The organism is Flavobacterium branchiarum, assembly GCF_030409845.1.
Classification (GTDB): domain Bacteria; phylum Bacteroidota; class Bacteroidia; order Flavobacteriales; family Flavobacteriaceae; genus Flavobacterium; species Flavobacterium branchiarum.
The window spans coordinates 2,321,334-2,344,499 of the sequence record NZ_JAUFQQ010000003.1 but is presented as its reverse complement, the minus strand read 5'-3'; the positions used below and the strand labels follow the sequence as shown (position 1 = coordinate 2,344,499).

The 23,166-nt window shown below is 32.0% G+C and carries 19 protein-coding genes and 1 tRNA gene; 14 read left to right on the top strand and 6 right to left on the bottom strand.

Annotation, left to right across the window (positions count from 1 at the left end; all coding sequences use genetic code 11):
- Nucleotides 1–13: 13 nt before the first annotated feature.
- Together QWY99_RS10810 and QWY99_RS10805 are read left to right on the top strand one after the other, a co-directional pair.
- Complete coding sequence (locus tag QWY99_RS10810; protein WP_290264794.1) at nt 14–2,599, top strand: phosphoenolpyruvate carboxylase; 2,586 nt, start codon at nt 14–16, stop codon at nt 2,597–2,599.
- Between the two features lie 11 nt (nt 2,600–2,610).
- Nucleotides 2,611–3,126, top strand: coding sequence for a DinB family protein (locus QWY99_RS10805; RefSeq protein ID WP_290264791.1), 516 nt, complete (start codon nt 2,611–2,613; stop codon nt 3,124–3,126).
- Nucleotides 3,127–3,229: 103 nt separating this feature from the next.
- Here the strand turns inward: QWY99_RS10805 and recQ are convergent, their stop codons facing one another.
- The 5 genes from recQ to aroB form a co-directional block, all read right to left on the bottom strand.
- On the bottom strand, nt 3,230–5,341 hold the full coding sequence (recQ, locus tag QWY99_RS10800; protein ID WP_290264789.1) for a DNA helicase RecQ: 2,112 nt from the start codon (nt 5,339–5,341) through the stop codon (nt 3,230–3,232).
- Nucleotides 5,342–5,429: 88 nt separating this feature from the next.
- Nucleotides 5,430–5,831 carry a DNA primase gene (locus QWY99_RS10795; protein ID WP_164998656.1) on the bottom strand — a complete coding sequence of 134 codons (402 nt, stop codon included), beginning with the start codon at nt 5,829–5,831 and terminating at the stop codon, nt 5,430–5,432.
- A gap of 9 nt (nt 5,832–5,840) precedes the next feature.
- The gene (locus tag QWY99_RS10790; protein WP_039114211.1) at nt 5,841–6,809 is read right to left on the bottom strand and encodes a deoxyhypusine synthase family protein; all 969 of its coding nucleotides are present in this window, start codon (nt 6,807–6,809) and stop codon (nt 5,841–5,843) included.
- A 96-nt stretch (nt 6,810–6,905) separates the two neighbouring features.
- On the bottom strand, nt 6,906–8,309 hold the full coding sequence (locus QWY99_RS10785; protein ID WP_290264777.1) for a type III PLP-dependent enzyme domain-containing protein: 1,404 nt from the start codon (nt 8,307–8,309) through the stop codon (nt 6,906–6,908).
- A gap of 293 nt (nt 8,310–8,602) precedes the next feature.
- Nucleotides 8,603–9,670 (bottom strand): 3-dehydroquinate synthase, encoded by a 1,068-nt coding sequence (gene aroB / locus QWY99_RS10780; protein WP_290264774.1) that lies wholly within the window; start codon nt 9,668–9,670, stop codon nt 8,603–8,605.
- 342 nt (nt 9,671–10,012) lie between these two features.
- On the opposite strand from aroB, the gene QWY99_RS10775 reads away from it, so the two are divergent.
- Nucleotides 10,013–11,179 carry a proline dehydrogenase family protein gene (locus QWY99_RS10775; protein ID WP_290264770.1) on the top strand — a complete coding sequence of 389 codons (1,167 nt, stop codon included), beginning with the start codon at nt 10,013–10,015 and terminating at the stop codon, nt 11,177–11,179.
- A 320-nt stretch (nt 11,180–11,499) separates the two neighbouring features.
- Here the strand turns inward: QWY99_RS10775 and QWY99_RS10770 are convergent, their stop codons facing one another.
- Nucleotides 11,500–13,287: an ABC transporter ATP-binding protein gene (locus QWY99_RS10770; RefSeq protein ID WP_290264767.1), complete on the bottom strand. Its 1,788-nt coding sequence runs from the start codon at nt 13,285–13,287 to the stop codon at nt 11,500–11,502.
- Nucleotides 13,288–13,489: 202 nt separating this feature from the next.
- On the opposite strand from QWY99_RS10770, the gene QWY99_RS10765 reads away from it, so the two are divergent.
- From QWY99_RS10765 to QWY99_RS10715, 11 genes are all read left to right on the top strand, one after another.
- Nucleotides 13,490–13,567 (top strand) — tRNA-Val (locus QWY99_RS10765).
- A 359-nt stretch (nt 13,568–13,926) separates the two neighbouring features.
- Nucleotides 13,927–14,391 (top strand): hypothetical protein, encoded by a 465-nt coding sequence (locus tag QWY99_RS10760; RefSeq protein WP_290264764.1) that lies wholly within the window; start codon nt 13,927–13,929, stop codon nt 14,389–14,391.
- 174 nt (nt 14,392–14,565) lie between these two features.
- Complete coding sequence (locus QWY99_RS10755) at nt 14,566–15,099, top strand: hypothetical protein (RefSeq protein WP_290264762.1); 534 nt, start codon at nt 14,566–14,568, stop codon at nt 15,097–15,099.
- A 760-nt stretch (nt 15,100–15,859) separates the two neighbouring features.
- Complete coding sequence (locus tag QWY99_RS10750; protein WP_290264759.1) at nt 15,860–16,996, top strand: helix-turn-helix domain-containing protein; 1,137 nt, start codon at nt 15,860–15,862, stop codon at nt 16,994–16,996.
- An 88-nt stretch (nt 16,997–17,084) separates the two neighbouring features.
- On the top strand, nt 17,085–17,639 hold the full coding sequence (locus QWY99_RS10745; protein ID WP_290264756.1) for a porin family protein: 555 nt from the start codon (nt 17,085–17,087) through the stop codon (nt 17,637–17,639).
- Between the two features lie 151 nt (nt 17,640–17,790).
- On the top strand, nt 17,791–18,654 hold the full coding sequence (locus QWY99_RS10740; protein ID WP_290264753.1) for a helix-turn-helix domain-containing protein: 864 nt from the start codon (nt 17,791–17,793) through the stop codon (nt 18,652–18,654).
- A gap of 186 nt (nt 18,655–18,840) precedes the next feature.
- Complete coding sequence (locus tag QWY99_RS10735; RefSeq protein WP_290264751.1) at nt 18,841–19,833, top strand: zinc-dependent alcohol dehydrogenase family protein; 993 nt, start codon at nt 18,841–18,843, stop codon at nt 19,831–19,833.
- A 164-nt stretch (nt 19,834–19,997) separates the two neighbouring features.
- On the top strand, nt 19,998–20,873 hold the full coding sequence (locus tag QWY99_RS10730) for a helix-turn-helix domain-containing protein (protein ID WP_290264748.1): 876 nt from the start codon (nt 19,998–20,000) through the stop codon (nt 20,871–20,873).
- Nucleotides 20,874–20,957: 84 nt separating this feature from the next.
- Entirely contained in the window at nt 20,958–21,536 is a 579-nt protein-coding gene (locus QWY99_RS10725; protein ID WP_290264746.1) for a sugar O-acetyltransferase, read from the top strand.
- 104 nt (nt 21,537–21,640) lie between these two features.
- Nucleotides 21,641–22,621: an alpha/beta hydrolase gene (locus tag QWY99_RS10720; RefSeq protein ID WP_290264744.1), complete on the top strand. Its 981-nt coding sequence runs from the start codon at nt 21,641–21,643 to the stop codon at nt 22,619–22,621.
- Between the two features lie 39 nt (nt 22,622–22,660).
- On the top strand, nt 22,661–23,125 hold the full coding sequence (locus QWY99_RS10715) for a cyclophilin-like fold protein (RefSeq protein WP_290264741.1): 465 nt from the start codon (nt 22,661–22,663) through the stop codon (nt 23,123–23,125).
- The last annotated feature ends 41 nt before the right edge of the window (nt 23,126–23,166 follow it).

Here is a 23,166-nt window from a genome sequence, read left to right as displayed (position 1 = left end):
ACTATAACGCATTATGTATACGCTTCCAAAAATTGAACGTTTCAATCAAGACGTTCTTTCTAAATACCATATTTATAATAGTGTCTTTATTACTTTGCCTTTTGACTCTATTGATAATACTGGGGTTTTGCTTCCTTTGTTTACAGAGGTTTGTGAAACGGGTTTTAAAAAACAAGAAACTCCTAAAGAGATTGTAGATTTTTTCTCAGGAAAATACCTAAACGATGCTTCTGAGACGGATAAAATCGACTTGATGTTTCGATTTATTCAATACATCGAACGTCAGATAGTGTTATTTGATGCTATAGAAGACGCTGCTTTTCCAACGGTGAATAACATGGAGGGAAGAGGTTCGCTTCGTGATATCAAAGAGAAAACGGATGCTAAAGAGATGGAAGAGGAGTTAATTGAGTTTTTGGAAAACTTTAATGTTCGTACTGTTTTAACAGCGCATCCTACACAGTTTTACCCAGGTCCTGTATTGGGAATTATTAATGATTTGACAGAAGCTATTCGTTCTAATGATCTGCTTAAAATTAAAAAATTATTAGCTCAATTAGGGAAAACTCCATTTATACAAAACGAAAAGCCTAATCCTTATGATGAAGCAGTTAGTTTGATTTGGTATTTGGAGAATGTGTTCTATGAAACTTCGGGAGAAATAGTGCATTACCTTCAAAAAAATATTTTTCACGGTAAATCGATTCAGAATCCTTTAGTTAAGCTTGGGTTCTGGCCAGGAGGAGATCGTGATGGGAATCCATTTGTAACAACTGCTATTACATTAAAAGTAGCAGAACGTTTGAGAACTTCGATTCTTAAATGTTACTATGTTGAAATACGAAACTTAAAAAGGAAATTGACATTTGCAGGAGTTGATACTTTGGTGTCTGATCTTGAATTTAAATTATATCGTTCTGTTTTTTATTCGAAAGGAGAGATTTATATTACTCTTGAAGAGTTTAAGACGCAGTTAAATAAGATTAAAGAGATTATCATTGAGAAACATCAGTCATTGTATTTAGATGAGTTAGAAGCTTTGTTAATCAAAATAAACTTGTTTGGTTTTTACTTTGCAACATTAGATATTCGTCAGAATAGTAAAATACATGATGCTGTTTTTAAAGATGTTGTGACGTATTACCTTAAGTCAGATTCTTCTGTTTTTCCTGCTAATTACTATGATTTGTCAGAGAATGAAAAGATAGTAGTACTTTCAAAAGTAAAAGGGAATCTTGATTCAAATGTTTTTGAAAACGAAATTACGAAATCAACAATTGAGTCTATACAAGCTATTAAAGTCATTCAGGAGAATAATGGGGAGTTTGGGGCAAATCGTTACATAATCAGTAATAATGAAAGTGCACTGAATGTAATGGAGACTTTTGCTTTAATCCGATTAAATAATTGGGATAGTCCAACGGTTGATATCATTCCGCTTTTTGAATCTGTTGATGATTTACAAAAAGCACATGAAATTATGGAGCAATTGTATACAAATCCAGAGTATGCAAAGCATTTGGCCGAAAGAGGAAATAAACAAACTATAATGTTAGGTTTCTCTGATGGTACAAAAGATGGTGGGTATTTAATGGCAAACTGGAGTATTTACAGGGCTAAAGAATCGCTTACTGAGATTTCAAGAAAATACGGAATTAATGCTATTTTCTTTGACGGACGTGGTGGACCACCTGCTCGTGGAGGAGGAAAAACACATAAATTCTATGCTTCATTAGGTCCAAAAATCGAAAACAACGAAATTCAGATTACAGTTCAAGGGCAAACGATTAGTTCTAATTTTGGAACATTGGATTCTTGTCGTTATAATCTAGAGAATTTATTGAGTGCTGGAGTTACAAATCAGGTGTTTAGTAAGGCTAAAAATGAATTGACTGTAGATGAAAAAGATATTTTAGATCAATTAGCGGACTTTGGATATCAAAAATATTTAAGCTTTAAGAATCATCCTAAATTCATTCCATATTTAGAGAAGATGAGTACTTTAAAATATTACTCTAAAACAAACATAGGAAGTCGACCATCTAAAAGAAGTAAATCAGATAATTTAGATTTTGCTGATTTGCGTGCGATACCGTTTGTTGGTTCTTGGAGTCAATTAAAACAAAACGTACCAGGATTCTTTGGGGTTGGTTCTGCTTTGAGGCATTTTGAGGAAACAAATCAATGGGAGAAAGTACAAGACTTATATGATAATTCATTGTTCTTTAAAACCTTGTTAGAAAATAGTATGATGTCATTGGCAAAATCATTTTTACCATTGACGGCATACATGAGAAAAGATCCTGAATTTGGAGAGTTTTGGCAAATTATCTTTGATGAGTTTTCGGAAACAAAACGTTTGTTATTGAAAATAGCAGGACATAAAGAGTTAATGGAGAATTATCCTGATGGTAAAGCATCTATTCAAATAAGAGAGCGTATTGTGTTGCCATTGTTAACAATACAGCAATATGCTTTATTGAGAATTAATGAATTAAACAAACAAGATCAAGTCGATGAAGAATTGATTAAGGTATATGAGAAAATAGTAACACGTTCTCTTTTTGGAAATACGAATGCTAGTAGAAACTCAGCTTAAATTTAATTATTATGATGGCATCACAATTATTAGAAAATGAATATTCAGGTGGATTTAAAACTTATGTCCAAGAAGCTGGCAATGTAAATTTGATTGAAGAGTTGGAAATTTCGTTGCATGATTTTATAAGGTTTGTTCAAAATATCCCGATGGATAAATTCGATTATCGTTACGCTGAGGGAAAATGGACAATCAAAGAAATTATTCAGCATGTAATTGATACGGAACGAATTTTTGCGTATCGTGCTTTACGTTTTTCTAGAAATGATAAAACAGCATTAGCAAGTTTTGAAGAAAATGATTATGTAGACAATACGAATGCAAATGCAAGAGGTCTTCAAGACTTATTGACAGAGCTTTCTGCTGTAAGACATTCCAATTTATTATTCTATAAAAGCTTGTCTGAAGAACAGCTTAAAAGAGTTGGTACAGCTTCTAACAATCAGATATCGGTTAGGGCTTTAGGTTTTATTATCATTGGTCACCAAAAGCATCACCAAAAAGTTTTTCAAGAAAGATATTTGTAGTTTTTAATACGCTACAGTATAAAGTCAAAAGCCTGTGAAATAGAATTTCACAGGCTTTTTTATTATTTAGACTTATTTGTAATCTTCTGATTTGCTATTGTTTTTAATAGTTCTTCTCAATTATAGCAAGACCTAATCTTATTTTATCATAAGAAATCTGTTCTTCTAGAAAGTCATAATAAGGTTTTAGCGTATCTGGATATTCTAGTTTTACTTGTGCGTTTCTAATTTTGAAAATTTCAGGATCAGAAACGTAATCAGATAAATCAATGTCGTGTCCATCTACGTATAGCTTTGCTAAGTGTGATGCAATTGTTGAAATACCTAATTTTCTTTTCTTAGCAATTGCCTCAATAGATATTCCTTCTTGAAATAATTCTAGTGTTACTTTATAGGTTGTGCTTTCTTTCTTCGATTTTGCTAGAGGCTTTTTTTTGTTTTTTTGAAACTCAATTATAGCGTTTACAAAATCAGGACCGTATTTTTCAAGTTTAGCTTTTCCAACTCCGTCGATAACTATAAGTTCATCATCGCTCATTGGACGTAATGTTTCCATTTGTCTTAAAACGGCATCACTAAAAATTACATAAGCGGGAACTTCTTCCTCTTTTGCAATGTTATATCGCAATTGACGGAGTATTTCAAAAAGAGAATTCGGCTTGGTTTTGGTTGCTTTTTCCTTTATTTCGATGGTTTCAGTAGCTTTTTTAACAACAGTTGTAAGTTTTACTTTTTCACCTTCAAATAGTACTTTTTTTGCAAAAGGAGTCAGTAAAATTTTATTATGCTGATGAAAAGCAATTTCGCAATAGCCTAGATTTATTAGTTGAATTAGATATTGATTCCAATCATACCATGAAATATCGGTACCAATTCCGTAAGTTTTTAGATTCTGATAATCGTTTTCGTATATGTGCGCATTTTTAGAACCCTTAAGAAAATCTACAATTACTGGTAATGTCTCTTTTTCTTGTAAGCGTGTAATTGCCGAAAGCGCCTTTTGTGCTATGAGTGTTCCGTCAAAAAAGCGAGGTGGATTTTTACAAATGTCACAATTACCACAATTTTCATTAACTAATTCACCAAAATAAGAAAGTAATATTTTTCTACGGCAGCTCAAAGCATCCGCATATTGTTTCATTCGTTCTAGTTTTGCTAGTTGTACTTCGGCGTTTAATCCTTCCGAAGCAAATTTTTGCAATTGTATGACATCACTGTAGCTCTCGAATAGAATCGTTTCCGATGGTAAACCATCTCGACCCGCTCTTCCAATTTCTTGATAATAGCCTTCAATGTTTTTTGGTAAATTGTAATGAATTACCCAACGAACATTCGATTTATCGATTCCCATTCCAAAGGCAATTGTAGCACAAACTATTTGACAATCATCGTTAATAAAATCGTCTTGAGTTTTTGAGCGCAGTTTGCTATCCAAGCCCGCATGATAGGCTTTGGCATTGATTCCTTTCTTCTTTAATTTCTGGGCAAGTTCTTCGGTAGTTTTTCTGCTTAGGCAATACACAATTCCAGATTCATTGGGTTTAGTTTCAATAAAATCTATTATTTGTTTTACTCTGTCGAGAGCAGGTCGAACTTCTAGACTTAAATTTTTTCTATCAAAAGAAGCAACAACCGTTTTAGGGTTGTTTAAATTAAGCTGTTTTGTTATATCAGTTCTAGTTGCTTTATCTGCAGTGGCTGTTAATGCTAAAACAGGAGTAGAGGGGAAGCGATTTTTTAAATACCCTAAATTGGTATATGCTGGACGAAAATCATGACCCCAAGATGAGATACAATGTGCTTCATCTATTGCTATTAAGCTTACTGTTAGTTGATTAAAAAGTATGTCAAGATAAGATAAACTCTCTGGAGCAATATAAACTAATTTTATGGTATTGTCTTTTAGACTTTCCATGTAAAATTGTTGTTCTTTCTCGGTTTGACTGCTGTTTATAAAGCAGGCAGTAATTCCGTTTGCTCTTAAACTGTCAACTTGATCCTTCATTAAAGCAATAAGAGGAGAAATGACTATTGTGATTCCGGGTAACAATAAAGCTGGTAATTGAAAGCAGATTGATTTTCCACCACCTGTAGGCATGATAGCTAAGGTGTCCTGACCAGAAAGAATTGTGTTTATAATATCTTCTTGGTTAGGTCTGAATTTTTCGAATCCAAAATTTTCTTTTAGTTTTGTATGTAATAACGCGGTATCCATCGAACGGTATTTTTTTGTAGGTAATTTACTAAATAAAAAAGGAACTCATGTACGAGTTCCTTTTTTTATTTTGAAATATTCAGATTAATTAATCTTCATCATCTTCGTCATCATCCTCATCGGCGATGTCTTTGTCATTGTCTTCGTCGTCATCATCTCCATCAAGATCTGGTTTGTCCAGATTCTCGTCTTCATCTTCGTCGTCTGCATCATCTTCTAAATCAAGACCTTTAATTGGCTCGATTGTGTCAACGTCTGCGTCGATTTCATCATCTTCATCGTAATTTTCAATTCTATCAGCAAGTTTTGTACTGATTTTCACTAAATAAATAGTGTCCTCTGTGCGTACTTCAACAGCTTCTATCAATTCGTTTTTAGCATTTCTAAAACGGATAACATCCGAATCATCATAACCATCAGGAAATTTTTCAACTAATAAGTTTAAAATTTCATTGGTAAGTTTAGCGTAATCAACTATTACTCTTTTCATAAAGTTATTCTATAAATCTAATAAATATGCAAAAATTAATGGTGCTACAATGGTAGCGTCTGACTCAATAATGAATTTTGGAGTTTTGATATCTAATTTACCCCAAGTAATTTTTTCATTAGGAACTGCTCCAGAATAAGAACCGTAACTGGTTGTTGAATCTGAAATTTGGCAGAAATAGCTCCAAAATGGAACATCATGCATTTCCATGTCTTGGTATAGCATTGGTACCACACAAATTGGGAAATCTCCAGCAATACCACCACCGATTTGAAAAAATCCAATTCCGTTAGTACTGTTTTTTGGATACCAATCTGATAAGAAAACCATGTATTCGATTCCAGATTTCATTGTAGATGCTTTTAATTCACCTTTGATTACGTATGAAGCAAAGATATTACCCATTGTGCTATCTTCCCATCCTGGTACAATAATAGGTAAATTTTTCTCAGCTGCAGCATACATCCAGCTATCTTTTAAGTCAATTTCGTAGTATTCTTCTAACACTCCAGAAAGTAACATTTTGTACATGAATTCATGTGGGAAATAACGCTCACCTTTATCATCTGCATCTTTCCATATTTTGTAGATATGTTTTTGCAAACGACGGAATGCTTCATGCTCAGGAATACAAGTATCTGTAACTCTGTTTAATCCTCTTTCTAATAAATCCCACTCATCTTGAGGAGTTAAGTCACGGTAGTTTGGTACTCTTTCGTAGTGAGAGTGCGCTACTAGGTTCATGATATCTTCTTCAAGATTTGCTCCTGTACAAGAAATAATTTGAACTTTATCCTGACGAATGATCTCGGCGAAAATCTTTCCAATTTCGGCAGTACTCATTGCACCAGCCATACTTACCATCATTTTGGCACCATTAGCCAATTGTTGTTCGTATGCTTTTGCAGCATCTACTAGTGATGCAGAGTTAAAGTGTAAATAATGTTTCTCAATAAACTGACTAATTGGTCCTTTCATTTTTTCTCTTTTTATGTTTTTAAAGGTTAAAACCTTTAAAGGTTGTTATGCAAATTAGTAAATTTTATAATAATTTAGTGTGATTTGCGAATTTTTTTATTGTTTTTTACTGTACCCTAATATCTTTAATACTTCATCTGATGTTTGTTCTTGAGAAAACACCTCAGTAGCCAAAAATCCATTTTCGTCTCTATCAATTAAAATATGCTTTGGTTGTGGAATTAAACAGTGGTGTAATCCTCCATAACCTCCAATTGTTTCTTGATACGCTCCTGTATTGAAGAAGCCTATGTACAAAGGTTTTTCTTTGTTGTATTTAGGTAAATAAATAGCATTCATATTTTGCTCGGAGTTGTAATAATCGTCACTATCACAAGTAAGTCCGCCTAATAGAACCCGTTCGTAAGCATCATTCCAGCGGTTTACAGCTAGCATAATAAATCTTTTGTTGATTGCCCATGTGTCAGGTAAAGTGGTAATGAAAGACGAATCGATCATGTTCCATTTTTCTCTGTCATTTTGTTGTTTTTGGTACAAAATCTGATAAATAGCACCTCCACTTTCACCTACGGTAAATGAACCAAATTCAGTAAAGATATTAGGGACATCTACTTCAGCTTCATCACAAGCAATTTTAATTTGATTGATAATTTCATCAATCATATATTGGTAATCGTACTCAAAAGCCAATGAGTTTTTGATTGGGAACCCTCCACCGATATTTAAACCATCAAGAGTAGGGCATTCCTTTTTCAAAGCTACATAAACTTTAATACATTTTACTAATTCGTTCCAGTAATATGCATTGTCGTTGATACCAGTATTAATAAAGAAGTGTAGCATTTTCACTTCTAAATTTTTGTTTTCTTTGATTTCTTTTTTGTAAAAAGGAACAATATTTTTGTATCCTATTCCTAATCTTGAAGTATAGAACTCAAATTTTGGTTCTTCTTCAGCAGCAATTCGGATTCCGATTTTGAATTTTCCTTTGATTTCTGCTTGAAGTAAATCAAGTTCTTCGTAGTTATCAATTATCGGAATGGTGTTTTTATGACCATTGTTTATTAATCTTGCAATATTTGTAACGTATTGATCTCTTTTGAAACCGTTACAGATAATGTAAGTGTTTTTATTGATTTTACCGTTTTCCAATAAATTCTCTGCAATATTAATGTCAAATGCAGATGATGTCTCTATGTGAATGTTGTTCTTGAAAGCTTCATTCATTATGAATTCAAAATGAGAACTTTTAGTACAATAGCAGTAATAGTATTTTGCTTCGTATTTGTTTTTTTCCATCGATTTTCTAAACCAACTTTTTGCTTTGTTGATGTTGTTAGAAATTTGAGGTAAATAGGTGAATTTTAATGGCGTACCATATTTTTCAACCAATTTCATCAAATCGATGTTATGGAAATTAAGGTTGTCTTTGTTTAAAGTAAATTCCTCTTGAGGAAAGTAATAGGTTTGATTTATTAAATCAGAATATTTTGTATTCATTGAGATAGTGATATTTTAAATTAAATTAGTTGTAAACAATAAAATAATCTAGAATTCAAACCCTAATATTTGCGAACACGATCTGTAGTTTCTCATGCTCCGCTTTTGAACATTGAAAGATATCAAAACAAAAGGTTCCTATTAAGTTGTAAAAACGGTTCAACACCCTCAATAATGAGGTGTTGGCATGGTTCCTATAAGTACCAAATTGTTTTTGTTTTTGATTTTTTTTCACGCTGCAAATGTAAAAAATTTTTTATACGTAAAGCAAAGCTTTTTTATTAAAAAATAAGTTAAGATTTATAATCTTGAAAGGACTTAAGAATCAGTTCATTTTCAACTGATTGGTTGATCTTTATTTTTCCGATTCCTTCGATTAATGCAAACTGAATTGTGCCATATTCATTTTTCTTGTCATGAATTAATAATTCTAAGATTGGCTCTATGTCATTTTCTTTAATAACAACATCATCATAAATTGATTTTATAGCCGATTTTATCTGAGAATATTCTTCTTTAGTTAGTAGGTTTTTGTGTAATGAAATATAGCTTTCTAGAATCATACCTATGGCAATTGCTTCGCCGTGTAGTAATGTTTTCTTGTTTTCGTTTTCTAAAAAATAGCTTTCGATGGCGTGTCCTAATGTATGTCCGAAATTTAAAGCCTTACGGATGTGTTTTTCGGTAGGATCTTGCATTACAATTTCGTTCTTAATCTCTACTGAACGATATATTAATTCGTCAAGATCGGCAAAATCTATATTTTTTAAATCTAGAAACTTCTCCCAGTAAGCAACATCATATATTAGTCCGTGTTTCAGCATCTCGGCTAAACCAGAACGCATTTCGCTTTGCGATAAAGTTTCTAAGTATTGTGTGTCAATTAGTACCATTTGAGGAACATTGATAACACCAATCTGATTTTTAAGATTTCCTAAGTCAACCCCAGTTTTTCCTCCTACAGAAGCGTCTACCATAGATAATAATGTAGTTGGTATGTGTATAAAATCTACTCCACGTTTAAATGTAGAAGCGACAAATCCACCTAAATCTGTAACAACACCACCACCAAGATTAATTACTAATGTTTTTCTGTCGGCACCAAGTTCAGTTAGTACTTTCCATATTTCGATACAAGTCTCAATGTTCTTGTTTATTTCACCCGATTCAAACTCGATAATCTCTATTGTAAGGTCTGTTTCTAATAAAGGTAGAAATTTTGGTAAGCAATATTCATTTGTATCAGTATCTACAATGATAAATAAATTAGAATATTTGTTTTCTTTTAAATGATTATTTAAAGCTTCATATGCATTTTCATTAAAATGAATAGGGTAATTATTGGCTTGAATTGATTGCATGTTGTGTGTAGTTAATTGAAAGCGCAAAAATAAGATATTTTAAGCTATATTATATTCAAATTTACCCTCAAATTTGTGTAAAATATTCTATTTGTAAATGGTTTGTATTCTTTAAGTGTTTCTAAGGCATTCTTTTAGAAGTTGTTGTGTATAGTGTGTAAATAAAAATTTTTACAAAGCTTAATGGCTTGGTATTTTGATATTTATTTAAGATAACTCCGTTTAATTCTGTTTAATTTTGCTTATTATTTGTTTTAGATAAGAAATCATGTGAAATAATGATTTTTTAACAAAAAAAGTATTCAAACTCTCTCTATATTTGCATAAAAAAAATCCCTTATAATGGAAAAAATATTTAATAATACACAAGTTGCATTTTCGTTAAAAAGTGATACAGAACTTGAAAGAGCTTATTTTCTTTTTAAAATGATTGCCAATCAGCCATTAGTTCGTATCGGAACAGCAGTAACCAACTTTGCTTTAAAAGCAAATTTACCTGTAGAGAAATTAATCCGCGCCACAGTTTTTGATCATTTTTGTGGAGGTGTAAATGAAGATGACTGTATTACTGTTGTTGATAAAATGTACACTAAAGGTGTTTGTTCAGTATTGGATTATTCTGTTGAGGGTAAAGAAGAGGAAGAGCAATTTGATGCTGCTTTAAAAATGACTTTGAAAACGATTGAGTTTGCTAAAGAACGTGAAGCTATTCCGTTTGCAGTTTTTAAACCAACTGGATTAGGTCGTTTTGAATTGTATGAAAAATTAGGAGAGAAACAAACCCTGACACCTGCTGAACAAGCAGAATGGAATAGAGTTGTTGAACGTTTTGATATAGTATGTAAAGAAGCACATAACAATGATGTGGCTTTACTAGTAGATGGTGAAGAGAGTTGGATGCAGGATGCAGCTGATGATTTGGTAACCGAAATGATGCGTAAGTATAATAAAGAGAAAGCAATTGTATTTAATACGTTACAAATGTACCGTTGGGATCGTTTGGATTATTTGAAAAAATTGCATGCACAAGCTAAAACCGAAGGTTTCTTTATAGGAATGAAATTGGTTCGTGGTGCTTATATGGAGAAAGAAAACAAAAGAGCGGAAGAGAAAAATTATGTTTCTCCAATCTGTGTTTCTAAAGAAGCGACTGATGTTAATTATGATGCTGCTGTTTTGTATATGTTGGAGCATTTAGAAACGATGTCTATTTTTGCTGGAACGCATAATGAAACTAGTTCTTATACTTTAATGGAATTGATGCAAGCAAGAGGTATAAAAAATAATGACCACAGAATTTGTTTTGGTCAGTTATACGGTATGAGTGACAATATTAGTTACAATCTTGCTGAAAATGGATATAATGTTGCTAAATACTTGCCATTTGGACCTGTTAAAGATGTTATGCCTTACCTTATCCGTAGAGCTGAAGAAAATACTTCGGTTGCAGGACAAACGAATAGGGAGTTAGAGCTTTTAAAAACGGAACGTAAGAGAAGAAGAGGTTAATTAGACTAGTTAGATTTTTAGACATTCTTAGACTTCTTAGATTCTTCAGTTTGTAATGTCATGCTGAGCGAAGTCGAAGGGCGGTCTCAGTTTACAGTATTCATTCTCATTCTTAGACTAGTTAGATTTTAGACATTCTTAGACTTCTTGGACTCTTTAGTTTGTATTGTTATCCTGAGTTGAGAAGAAAAGTATTCAGTTTTTAGTCTCAGTTTGCAATGTCATCCTGAGCGAAGTCGAAGGGTGGTCTCAATTAACATAAAAAAACTCCAATCAATATTTTTTGATTGGAGTTTTTTCTTGAATTTAAGTTTTAAGATCTAAATATTACTAAATTGTAGATTACTTAAGTTTTTATAGGTTCCGTTTTCTAGAGCTATTAATTCTTGGTGGGTTCCTTGTTCAGAGATTATTCCGTTGTCAAGTACTAGGATTTGATCGGCACTACGAATAGTTGATAAACGGTGTGCGATAATAATACTTGTTCTTCCTTGCATCAAAATTTCTAATGCTTCTTGAACTAATTTTTCGCTTTCGCTATCTAATGACGATGTTGCTTCATCAAGAATCAAGATACTTGGGTTTTTAAGTAATGCACGAGCAATTGCAATACGCTGACGTTGTCCGCCAGAAAGCTTAATTCCTCTTTCTCCAACCAATGTATCGAATTTCTCTGGGAATCCTTCGATGAAATTAAATGCATTGGCTTGTTTGGCTGCTAATAATATTTCTTCTTCGGTTGCATCTGGTTTACCATAAGCGATATTTTCTCTGATTGTTCCACCAAATAAAATGACATCCTGAGGAACAATACTCATGTTTCCTCTTAGGTTTTCTAAATCATAATCGTAGATGTTTTTTCCGTCAACAATGATTTCTCCTGCATCGATATCATAAAAACGTAATAGGAGAGATGATATAGTCGATTTTCCAGCTCCACTTGGTCCTACAATGGCAATCTTCTGGCCGAATTTGGCAGTGAAATTAACGTCTTTTAGAACCATAATTTCTTTTCTCGACGGATAGCTGAATTGTACATTCTTGAAAGTGACGTTTCCTTGTATTTTTTCGATAGGAGTCGATTTTTGATGAGAGTTTATTTTCTCTGGAGATTCATCTAGCAATTCAAAAACGCGTTCGGTAGCTCCAATTGCTTTTTGTATTTGAGCGTATAATTCGGCGATTCCACCAAAAGAAGCTCCAACAAAAGTAGAGTAGAGTACAAACGAGATTAATTGTCCAACGCTCATTTCACCAGCAATACTTAAACGTACACCGTACCAAACAACTGCTACGATTGCTCCAAACAAACAGAAGATAATAAATGAAGCAAAGTAACCACGGTATTTACCGCCTTTGATTGCAAGTTTTACTACTTCTTTAATTTTTCCGTTATAACGTGCAATTTCGTACCACTCATTTGCGAAAGCTTTTACTATGCTGATTCCTTGCATTGTTTCTTCAACAATAACTTGGCTTTCGGCAACTTGATCTTGTACCTTTTTAGAATATTTACGAATGAAACGCCCGAAGATAACTGCTGCAACTGCTACAAGCGGAACAACTGAAAGCATTAATAAGGTTAGTTTTAAACTTTCGGTAGCCAATAAAATAACTCCTCCTATAATTAATATAAACTGACGTAGAAACTCAGCAATTGTCGATGTTAATGTGTCTTGTATCTGAGTAATATCGGCACTGATACGGCTATTTAATTCTCCTACTCGTTTTTGAGAGAAGAATGACATCGGAAGTTTTACCAAATTACTGTAAAGTGCTGAACGAAGATTTGCTAACGTGTTTTCGGTGAAATTTACGAATAATGATAGTCTGAAAAAAGAACAGATAGATTGCAAAAATAGGATAACAACCAGTCCAAGTGCAATCATATTAGCCTCGGAGTTGTCTTTGTTTTTAACACAATCAATTAGCATTCCCATTAGTTTAGGAAAAGCCAATGCAGTTGCTCCTGTAAAGAGTAAAAAAACCAAGCCAACATAAAATTTCCATTGGTGGTTTCCTGCGTATTTAAATATTATTGTTGCTTTATTGAGTGAAGTAGCGGTTATTTTTGATTTGGGTAAATCATTTTCTTTGAATCTTGCCATTGTATTATTTATATAAATACAAATGTATGACTATAGCGAGTTATTACAAAAGAATTATACTATTTCGTGATGTTGTTAAAGTGTTGTGAAATAGTGGAATAAAAAAAACTTTAAATTTATTTTAAAAAAAGGCTTGCAAATACGAATTCTAGCTGTATATTTGCACTCGCAATCACATATATGATAGCAACCTAGTAAAATAGGGCGATTAGCTCAGCTGGTTCAGAGCACCTCGTTTACACCGAGGGGGTCGGGGGTTCGAACCCCTCATCGCCCACCACTTTTTAACAAACCTCCAAAGTCATTGATTTTGGAGGTTTTTTTTGGTTCTAAAAAATCATACTTTTTTCTGTAATTCTGTGAACTCCTATATTTACTGAAATAAATGATTCGTAGTTCTTAAGGATCGTAATATTAATCAAACCATTAAACTATTGGATTCCCCTAAGTACTTATAGCATCAAACATTTTAAAATTTACAATCAAGATAAATTAAAAATTGTTTCTATATTCGTAAGGAAATAATATCTGACATTTCTCATACATATACATCTTAATTATGGTGGATAGGTCTGATTTTATCAGACTTATATATAAGTTATAGCCAATGCAAAAAGTAGAACAAAGAAATAGATTGCAATGAAATTTGATTTAAAGTTTACAACAGATTACGGACAGTTCTACATAAATGACAAAAATGCAAATGGAAATACTGGCTCCGAAAGTTTTTGGGCAGAACAAGCTTTTGCTGACAAACTTGCTGTAGAAGATGGAATTATAGGTGTTGCAATTGCAAACGACGAAGGAAAAGTAGAATGTGAATTTGAAATTTTGGATTCGAAAAGTTTAATTAAAGATTTTAGTTCATTTGACCACGTTGTAGAAGCAAGTATAAAAATTCATTCCAGAACTTTACAAATATTGGACTGCCCACATTCTGAAATTGAAATAGAAACTGAAATTGAAAATGGCGAATATAGAATACGTGTTTATTCTACAAATTTAAAATCTGCTTACGATGAAATCCCAAACGATTCTTATAAAATAGAAATGTGGAAAGAAGCCTATTCAGAACGAAAAGTATTAAAAAGACATTTAGCGTAATAAGCACTGGCTATAACACTTGCTACAACGGATTTGGGCATTTGGCTTAATTTGAAAATGGTTTTGTATTTGGAATGTTTAGGCAAATCCGAAAATAAGGCTTAATTTAACCCCAAACCTCTTGTAGCAAGGGAACGTTAGTGGCAACTTCCAAACCAAACCGTAGAAAAACATATGAAATTTGACCTTCCTTTTAAAGAAAGCATTACTAGAAAACAACTTAATATGAATTTTGAGTTATATTGGTTAAAAACTCTAAAGAATTATAAAAGAAATCTAATAATATCGATTATTGGAATATTATTAGGCTCACTAATTGTTTACGGAAAAGGAAATGTTGGCTATGTATTTATCGCAATGGGGGCTTATGGAATATTAGAATTTTACAAAATAAAAGTAGCATATAACAGAAGTAAAAGAAAATATTTGGAAGCCATTAATAAAGTTGTTGAAGAACAAATAAAAAGCTGTGAAAACTCAATCTGGGAATTTAACGAAGATTATTTCGGCTACAAAGACTATAAATTTGATTTGAAAATTAAATGGGAAGGATTTAGTGGTTTTAGAATTATTGAAGAAAATTTATTTCTTGATGTGATTAACAATCATCTATTATCCTATATTTTAAGTAAAGAAGAAATTGGAGAAGAAAAGTTTGAAAACTTGGAAGCATTTATTGAAACTAAATTGAAAAGAACCAGCCACTAACACTTGCTACAATAGATTTGGGCAATTGGCATAATTAAAAAGTAGTCTTGTATTTGGGAAGTTTAGGCAAATCCGAAAATAAGGCTTAATTTAACCCCAAACCTCTTGTAGTAAGGGAACGTTATAAGTAATAGTGGGAAGATGAGCAAAACCAAACAATAAGATACTAATCTTTATTTTAAATAAATTTTCTTCAGATCTTGTAAAAAAAGGTTCGTAAGGAACACACAATTTGAAAACTCCTTAAGAAATTAAGGAGTTTTTTATGGTTCGAAAAATTACATTTTTTTAATATTTTCCACAACCATATGTATTTATCCCCTAGTAGCTCGACAATCTAGGAATACTTTGCGTTAGTTTCGTGTGGAGATTACTTCGTCTATTCGCAAGGCTCGGGTCTTCGTTCCTCAGAAGGACAAGATTGTGGTTAAAAAAAAATAAAACAAAAAAAACCTTGTCACTCTACAGGTTTTCGTATTGATCCTTTAAATTGTGGTAGTTAAGTTTTAAACCTCTTAAAGTAAGGGGATTCCATTATATAATAGTGTTTCAATAGTTTGAAATGAAAAAACAGTATTGCAATATTCTTTATAAATTTCAAGTCATTTTAGTTAATCATTTCTTAATCCTTGTAAGAAAATCAACAGTATTAACATAATTTCGTTTTGTTAATTCTTGTGAAATGAGCTAAGCTTTAATAAGTGATGAATTACCATGATAGCCCAAATGAAATCTTAAAAACAACTTTTATTTTAAAAAATTGATTTATATAACACTTTTAAATATTGCGATTTTTCAAGGAATAGTCTTAGGCTTACTTATTTTAAAGTCTTCCTTATTCAATAGTAATTCGAATAAATATCTGGCATATCTACTATTTACACTTTCAATTATTTTACTGAATCATGTTTTCGAGGTACAAGATGCATTTACTCCCTATCCTTTCCTACGATTTATAGATCACATCGAGTGGGTATTTCTATTACCAGCTTTCCTGTTTTTATTTGTCATAAACCGGATTGATGATACTGTAAAAAGCAAGCAAAAAGTATATTTATGTTTTATTCCATTTGCTTATTCCGTTGCTCTTAATGTTATATGTGATCTTGATTTTGTTGCAGGAATTTATACTTTACCTGAGCCGAGCGTGGCTTTAATCGGAATACTAGGTCTAATCCATCTTATTTTGGCCGTTACATTTATTCCGTTTCTATTGTTTTACTCTTATTTTATGGTAAAATATTTAAAAAACACACAGGAAAAAGAATGGATAATTATATTATTGACCATTGTTTCTTCAATGATTTTCGCTTTTCTGATTACTGCTCTAGCTGGATTATTTCTTGAATATGATATTTCTTCTGCTATGAATATTTTGGCTTTGTCTGCAACATTTATTATTCATTGGACATCTTATATAGGTATTTACAAATACAAACTGGCTAAAAACAAAGAAGCCATTTTTAGTTTTCTAAATGATGATGCAGTAATTTCGTATGCCAATCTACAAATTGTAGATAATAGTCTACTAGAAGAAAATAGGGAATCTATCACTGTAGATAATCTTTATTTTCAGAAATTGGAACTCCTATGTAAAGAGCAGCACATTTATACTGACAGTACATTAAATAGAGAAAAGGTTGCTGAAAAACTAGGCATAAGCGCTGGATACGTTTCACAAATTGTAAATACAGTAACGGGAGACAACTTTGCTAATTACATCAGTCAATATCGAGTTGAAGCTGTTAAGGAAATGATTTCAAATTCTGAATATGAAAACTATAATTTATTGACGATGGGATTAGAATCTGGATTCACTTCGAAAACAACTTTTTATAAAGCCTTTAAAAAAGTTACTGGTCAAACACCCAATGAATATAAAAATACTAAGAAATAAGTACCATTTTATACATTTTTAAGCTTTTGAAACCTTTTCTATTTTCGCTTGTATCAAATTTGCATTCAAATAATTCAAATCATTTTTTATGAAAAAATTTTTATTACTAGCTGTTGTTGCAGTTTTAGGATTTACAAATGTTAATGCTCAAAAAATTAAATTTGGAGCAAAAGGAGGTTTAAACTTTGCATCTATCAGCGGAGATGATACCAAAGGGATTGACGGAGTAACGTCATTTAATCTTGGTGTTTTGTCAGAAATTCCTATTTCGGATAAGTTCTCTTTTCAACCCGAATTAATGTATTCTGGTCAGGGATATAGTTTCGGAGATAATACAATTGCCTTAAGTTATCTGAACATTCCTTTAATGGGAAAATACTATTTAACAAAAGGATTGAGTGTTGAAGCTGGACCTCAATTAGGTTTTTTATTTTCTGCTAAAAATGAAAGTGTAAATGTAAAAGATTCGTTCAAAACTTTTGATTTTGGTGTTAATTTTGGCTTAGGTTATAAGCTTGACAACGGACTTAATTTTGGTGCAAGATATAATCTAGGATTAACTAATATTAATAATGTAGACAATTCATCTAGTAAAAATAAAAACGGAGTATTTCAATTATCTGTAGGTTATTTCTTTTTCTAGAACTTAATAATCTTCATTAAACAGTTGCAAGAACGTTCTTGCAACTGTTTTTTGTTTTATGACTGTTTATTTAATTTTTGAACTAAATAGTAAAACGATTTGAGCTAAATAGTAAAGTCGGTTTCAAAAAGATTGAATTATCTTTACAGTTATGAAATCAATTAAAGTTCCTACCGATTTAGTTAAACCTCCTTTTAATAAAAGAGTATTAGAAGTTGGAGGTTGTTCTGTAATAGAATCTTGCGTTCATACTGTTCAAAGTAAGGGCGCTATGTTTTTGGAGGATCACTTATTGCTTTTTGTACTTCAGGGAGAAAACACGTTAACATATGGTAATTCTAAATTTACTGTTGGGAAAAACGAAATGATTTTATTTCCAAAGGCAAGTTTGATTGAGTTTGATAAAAGGGGAGATGTCCTTGACGGAAATGTCTATGACAGTTTAATGATTTTTCTAAAAGACGAATGTATTCTTAGCTTTATGAAATTGGCTGAGATAAAATCTTGCAAAACAGCCGAAAAAGTTTCAATAATGGTAAAGCCTGTTAAGGAAAGAATTCAAGGTTTTTTGTTTTCTCTAAAGCCGTATTTTAATGAAATTGAAAATATAGATGCTGGATTAATAAAATTAAAAATTCTAGAAGTTTTATACGATATTTCAAGTACCGACAAACATCTTCTACATCAATTATTACAGATGAAACAGCCTGTGAAATTTGATTTATCTAGTATAATGGAAGACAATTATGCTTCACCAATTTCTTTACCAGAGTTAGCTTATTTATCAGGCAGAAGTCTTGCAAGCTTTAAAAGAGACTTTAAAGCAATTTATAATATTCCGCCATCCGATTGGATTCGCAAAAGAAGGCTAGAAAAAGCGAAGGAGCTTTTGCAAAACACTTCACTCTCAGTTTCAGATACCTGTTATGCATTAGGATTTGAAAATACGGCCCACTTTTCTAGAATTTTTAAAGAACATTTTGGAATAACACCTTCTGATGCTAGAATTAGCTAGAATTAGCTTTTAGGTGAGCCACGTTTTAATATAATTACACCCAATGGCTTTATTTATATAATGAGCTAAAAAGAACATAATAAAGAGCTGTATAGAAAATTCGACTTGAATAATTGTTCAGATATTTGTACTGTCAAAATAATATACTGATTACGAAGATAATAACAAATAAAAAATTAAATTATTATGTCAACAAAAATGAGAGCGTTAGTATTAAAATCATATAATTCGGATTTTACAGACAGTCAAATAGATAAGCCTTTTCCAAAAGAAGGTGAAGTATTGGTTAAAATAATAGCAAGCGGAGTAAATCCGATAGATAATAAAATCAGAATAGAAAAAGCACCTTATGCTACTCCTGTGCTTCCGGCTGTTTTGGGAACTGATTTGGCAGGAATTATTGAAGCAGTGGGCGAAAACGTTTCTAAATTTAAAGTAGGAGACGAGGTATATGGATTGGCGGGAGGCGTACTTGGTTTACAAGGTACACTTGCTGAATATACTGCTGTAGATGCTGATTTATTGGCAATAAAACCTAAAAATCTAACGATGAGACAAGCCGCCGCTGTTCCTCTTACTGTTTTAACTGCTTGGGAAGGTTTGGCTGATCGATTTACTATAAAAGAAGGTGATAAAGTATTGGTGCAAGGTGGTGCAGGTGGTGTTGGTCATATGGCAGTACAATTGGCTAAGATATTTGGAGCAGAGGTATTTGCAACTGCATCTCCATCTAAAATCGCAACAGTTGAAGCTTTAGGCGCGAAGGGAATCGATTATACAACTGCCAAAGTTGAGGATTATGTTACTGAATTTACCAACGGAAAAGGGTTTGATGTTATATATGATACCGTAGGAGGAGCAATATTAGATGATTCTTTTAAAGCCATTCGTCATTATGGACATATAAGTAGTTGCGCCGCATTTGGGACTCATAATTTGGCCACTGGTTCGCTACGTTCTAATAGCTTACATGGAATATTTGTTCTTCTGCCAATGTTGACTGGGGAAGGAAGAAAACATCATGGAGAAATTCTTAAAAAAGTAACTCAGTATATCGAAGATGGTAAGCTTAAGCCTATTGTTGATCCTCGAAAATTTACTTTAGATAATGCATTAGAAGCACATATTGCAGTAAGCGATGGATCTGGAAATACTAAGATTGTAGTAGATATTGTTTAGTTAAAAGTTATAATTAGATTGTAGAAATTTAGTTAAGTTTAAAACTCCAAAGTCATTTGATTTTGGAGTTTTTTTGGTTTGTAATAATCGAATGAATTATAATCAAATTAATCTCATTAGAGGAAGATTATAGAACTGAAGTTTGTTTTTTATAACTTTGTAAAATGCAAAACAAAATCACACGCCCAATTTCAGAATTCAATACTGAACTAAAATTAAAAGGCTTTAATGTGTTTCAAATAGAAAGTGATGGTAATGCAACTCGTAATTATAGTCGTAAAGATTTTTATAAAATTTGTTTGACTACAGGACAAAGCATTATTCATTATGCGGATAAAAGTTTTACTGCAGAAGGGACTGTTTTATTTTTTGGCAACCCGCATATTCCATATTCATGGGAAACAATTTCGGCTACCTACATTGGTTATACATGCTTGTTTTCTGAGGAATTTTTAAAATCTGAACGTTCTGAAAGTTTGCAACATTCATCTTTATTTAAGATTGGAGGTACGCCGATACTAAAAATAACCGAAGAGCAAAGGGATTTTTTGAATACACTCTTTCAGAAAATGATAGCAGAGCAACAAACAGATTATACTTTTAAAGATGATTTGATTCGTAACTATATTAATTTAATAATTCACGAGGCATTAAAAATGCAACCTTCAGATAATTATCTTGATACAAATAATGCGCAATCCCGAATTGCATCAGTATTTTTCGAATTATTGGAAAGACAATTTCCCATTGAAACCAGCGAAAGACCACTTGAATTAAAAACTGCTCAAGATTATTCAAATGTATTATCGTTACATGTTAATTATCTAAATCGTGTAGTAAAGGCTGTTACGGGAAAATCAACTACAACACATATCTCTGAGCGTATTATTAGTGAAGCTAAAGCACTTTTACAGCATACCGACTGGAATATTGCCGAAATAGGTTATGCTTTGGGATTTGAATATCCATCTTATTTCAATAATTTTTTTAAGAAGAATACCGGAACAAATCCTAAAAATTACCGTTTGTCTTTGGTTTGAAATTCTTAATTATAGGTTTGATTCCTATTATTAGATAAATCTAGTTTCCTCATAATTTTGTATTCTTAATATATGCAAACAAATATGGAAACGAATTCAATTTTTACAAGAGATAAATCTGGCGAAATAATTAACCCAAATGATCCCGAATATCCTAAATTATTTAAGATCATTCAAAAAGCTATTCGTACTACTGCAAAGTTAAATACTGTTGTAACAGATGATATACAAGAAATCAATGCTATTTTTAGTGAATTAATTGGTAAGGAAGTAGACAAAACTTTTTTTGTAATTCCACCTTTCTATTCTGATTTTGGAGAAAATATTAACATAGGAAAGAATGTATTTGTAAATCACGCCTGTACTTTTATGGATAGGGGCGGTATTACTATTGAAGATGATGTTCTTATTGGTCCAAAGGTAAATCTTATAACAACCAATCATCCTATTAACCCAGCCGAAAGGAGGGCAACAATTTCTCAACCTATAGTAATTAAAAAGGGAGCTTGGATTGGAGTAGGTGCTACGGTGCTCCCTGGTGTAACAATAGGTATAAATTCGATAGTTGCTGCAGGTTCAGTTGTTTCTAAAGATGTTCCTGATAATACTATTGTAGGAGGTATTCCTGCGAAGATTATTAAATCTATTTCTGAAAATTATTAACAATATTAATAAGTAAAATGAGAAGAATTTCAATTTTAATAATTATGTCTCTTATAATGTTCGGAGAAACTTACGCGCAAAAGAGCAAAAAAGATAAAACAAAAATGGAAGAGATTACAGCAACAAAATTCACAACTTTTAAAGTAAGTGATAATGTCACAATTTACAAGGTTACTTTTAAAAACCAATATAAATTAGCGATTACGGGGCACCTTTTTATTCCAAAAAATATAAAGCAAAATGAAAAAAGTCCTGCAATTATTGTTGGACATCCAATGGGAGCTGTAAAAGAACAAAGTGCAGATGTATATGCTTCAAATATGGCACAACGAGGATTTGTAGCTTTAGCTATCGATTTATCTTTTTGGGGAGAGAGTGAAGGACAGCATCGTAATGCGGTTCTTCCTGATATGTATGCCGAAGATTTTAGCGCCGCAGTAGATTTCTTAGGAACACGTCAGTATGTTGATAGAAATAATATTGGTGTAATTGGAGTTTGTGGTAGCGGTAGTTTTGTAATAAGTGCAGCTAAGATCGATCCTAGATTAAAAGCTGTTGCGACTGTGAGTATGTATGATATGGGATCGGCTAATCGTAATGCATTGAATCATTCGCAAACACTTGCAGAGAGAAAAAAAATTATTGCCGATGCGGCCGAGCAACGTTATGTTGAGTTTGCTGGAGGGGAAACAAAATATACAAGCGGAACTGTACATAAGTTAGATGAAAACACACATCCAATTCAGCGTGAGTTTTATGATTTCTATCGTACAGCAAGAGGGGAATATACCCCTAAAAACGGATCGTCAGAAACAACAACTCATCCAACATTGAGTAGTAATGTTAAGTTTATGAACTTTTATCCATTTAACGATATAGAGATTATTTCGCCTCGTCCGTTGCTTTTTATCACTGGAGATAAAGCGCATTCTAAAGAATTTAGTGAAGATGCTTATAAACGGGCTGCTGAACCAAAAGAATTATATTATGTTCCGAATACAGGTCACGTAGATCTTTATGATAAAACAGATTTAATTCCGTTTGATAAACTACAAGACTTTTTTACAAAATATTTAAAAGGATAGTATTGTTTTTAAGTTTCTAATATTCAAAATGTTAAGATAATGAAACATTTTTTTTTAATAATTATTATAGTGTTTTCTTTTTTGAAAGTTTTCGCATCTTGCAGTAAAGAAGAAGAGAAGCATACTACAAATTCAATAAATAACGAAGTAATGAATAGTAAAATAAGAATTAAGATTGGTTTAAAAACATTCAGTGTTACACTTTCAGACAATGCTACAGGAGTTGCTTTTAAAGCAATGTTACCTATGAAAATCATTATGAAAGAGCTAAATGGTAATGAGAAATATTTTAATCTCTCGGATAATTTACCTGTTAATACTTCTAATTTATTAAATATTCAAAATGGAGACCTGATGTTGTATGGCAATAATACATTGGTTCTTTTTTATAAATCTTTCACAACATCTTACAGTTACACCAATCTTGGACGTATTGATGACACAACTGGTTTAAATGATGCGCTTGGTGCTGGAGATGTAGAAGTACTATTTGAATTAGAATAAGAAAATTTATTTCTCTAAGCTAAATGAAAGTTTTAATTATA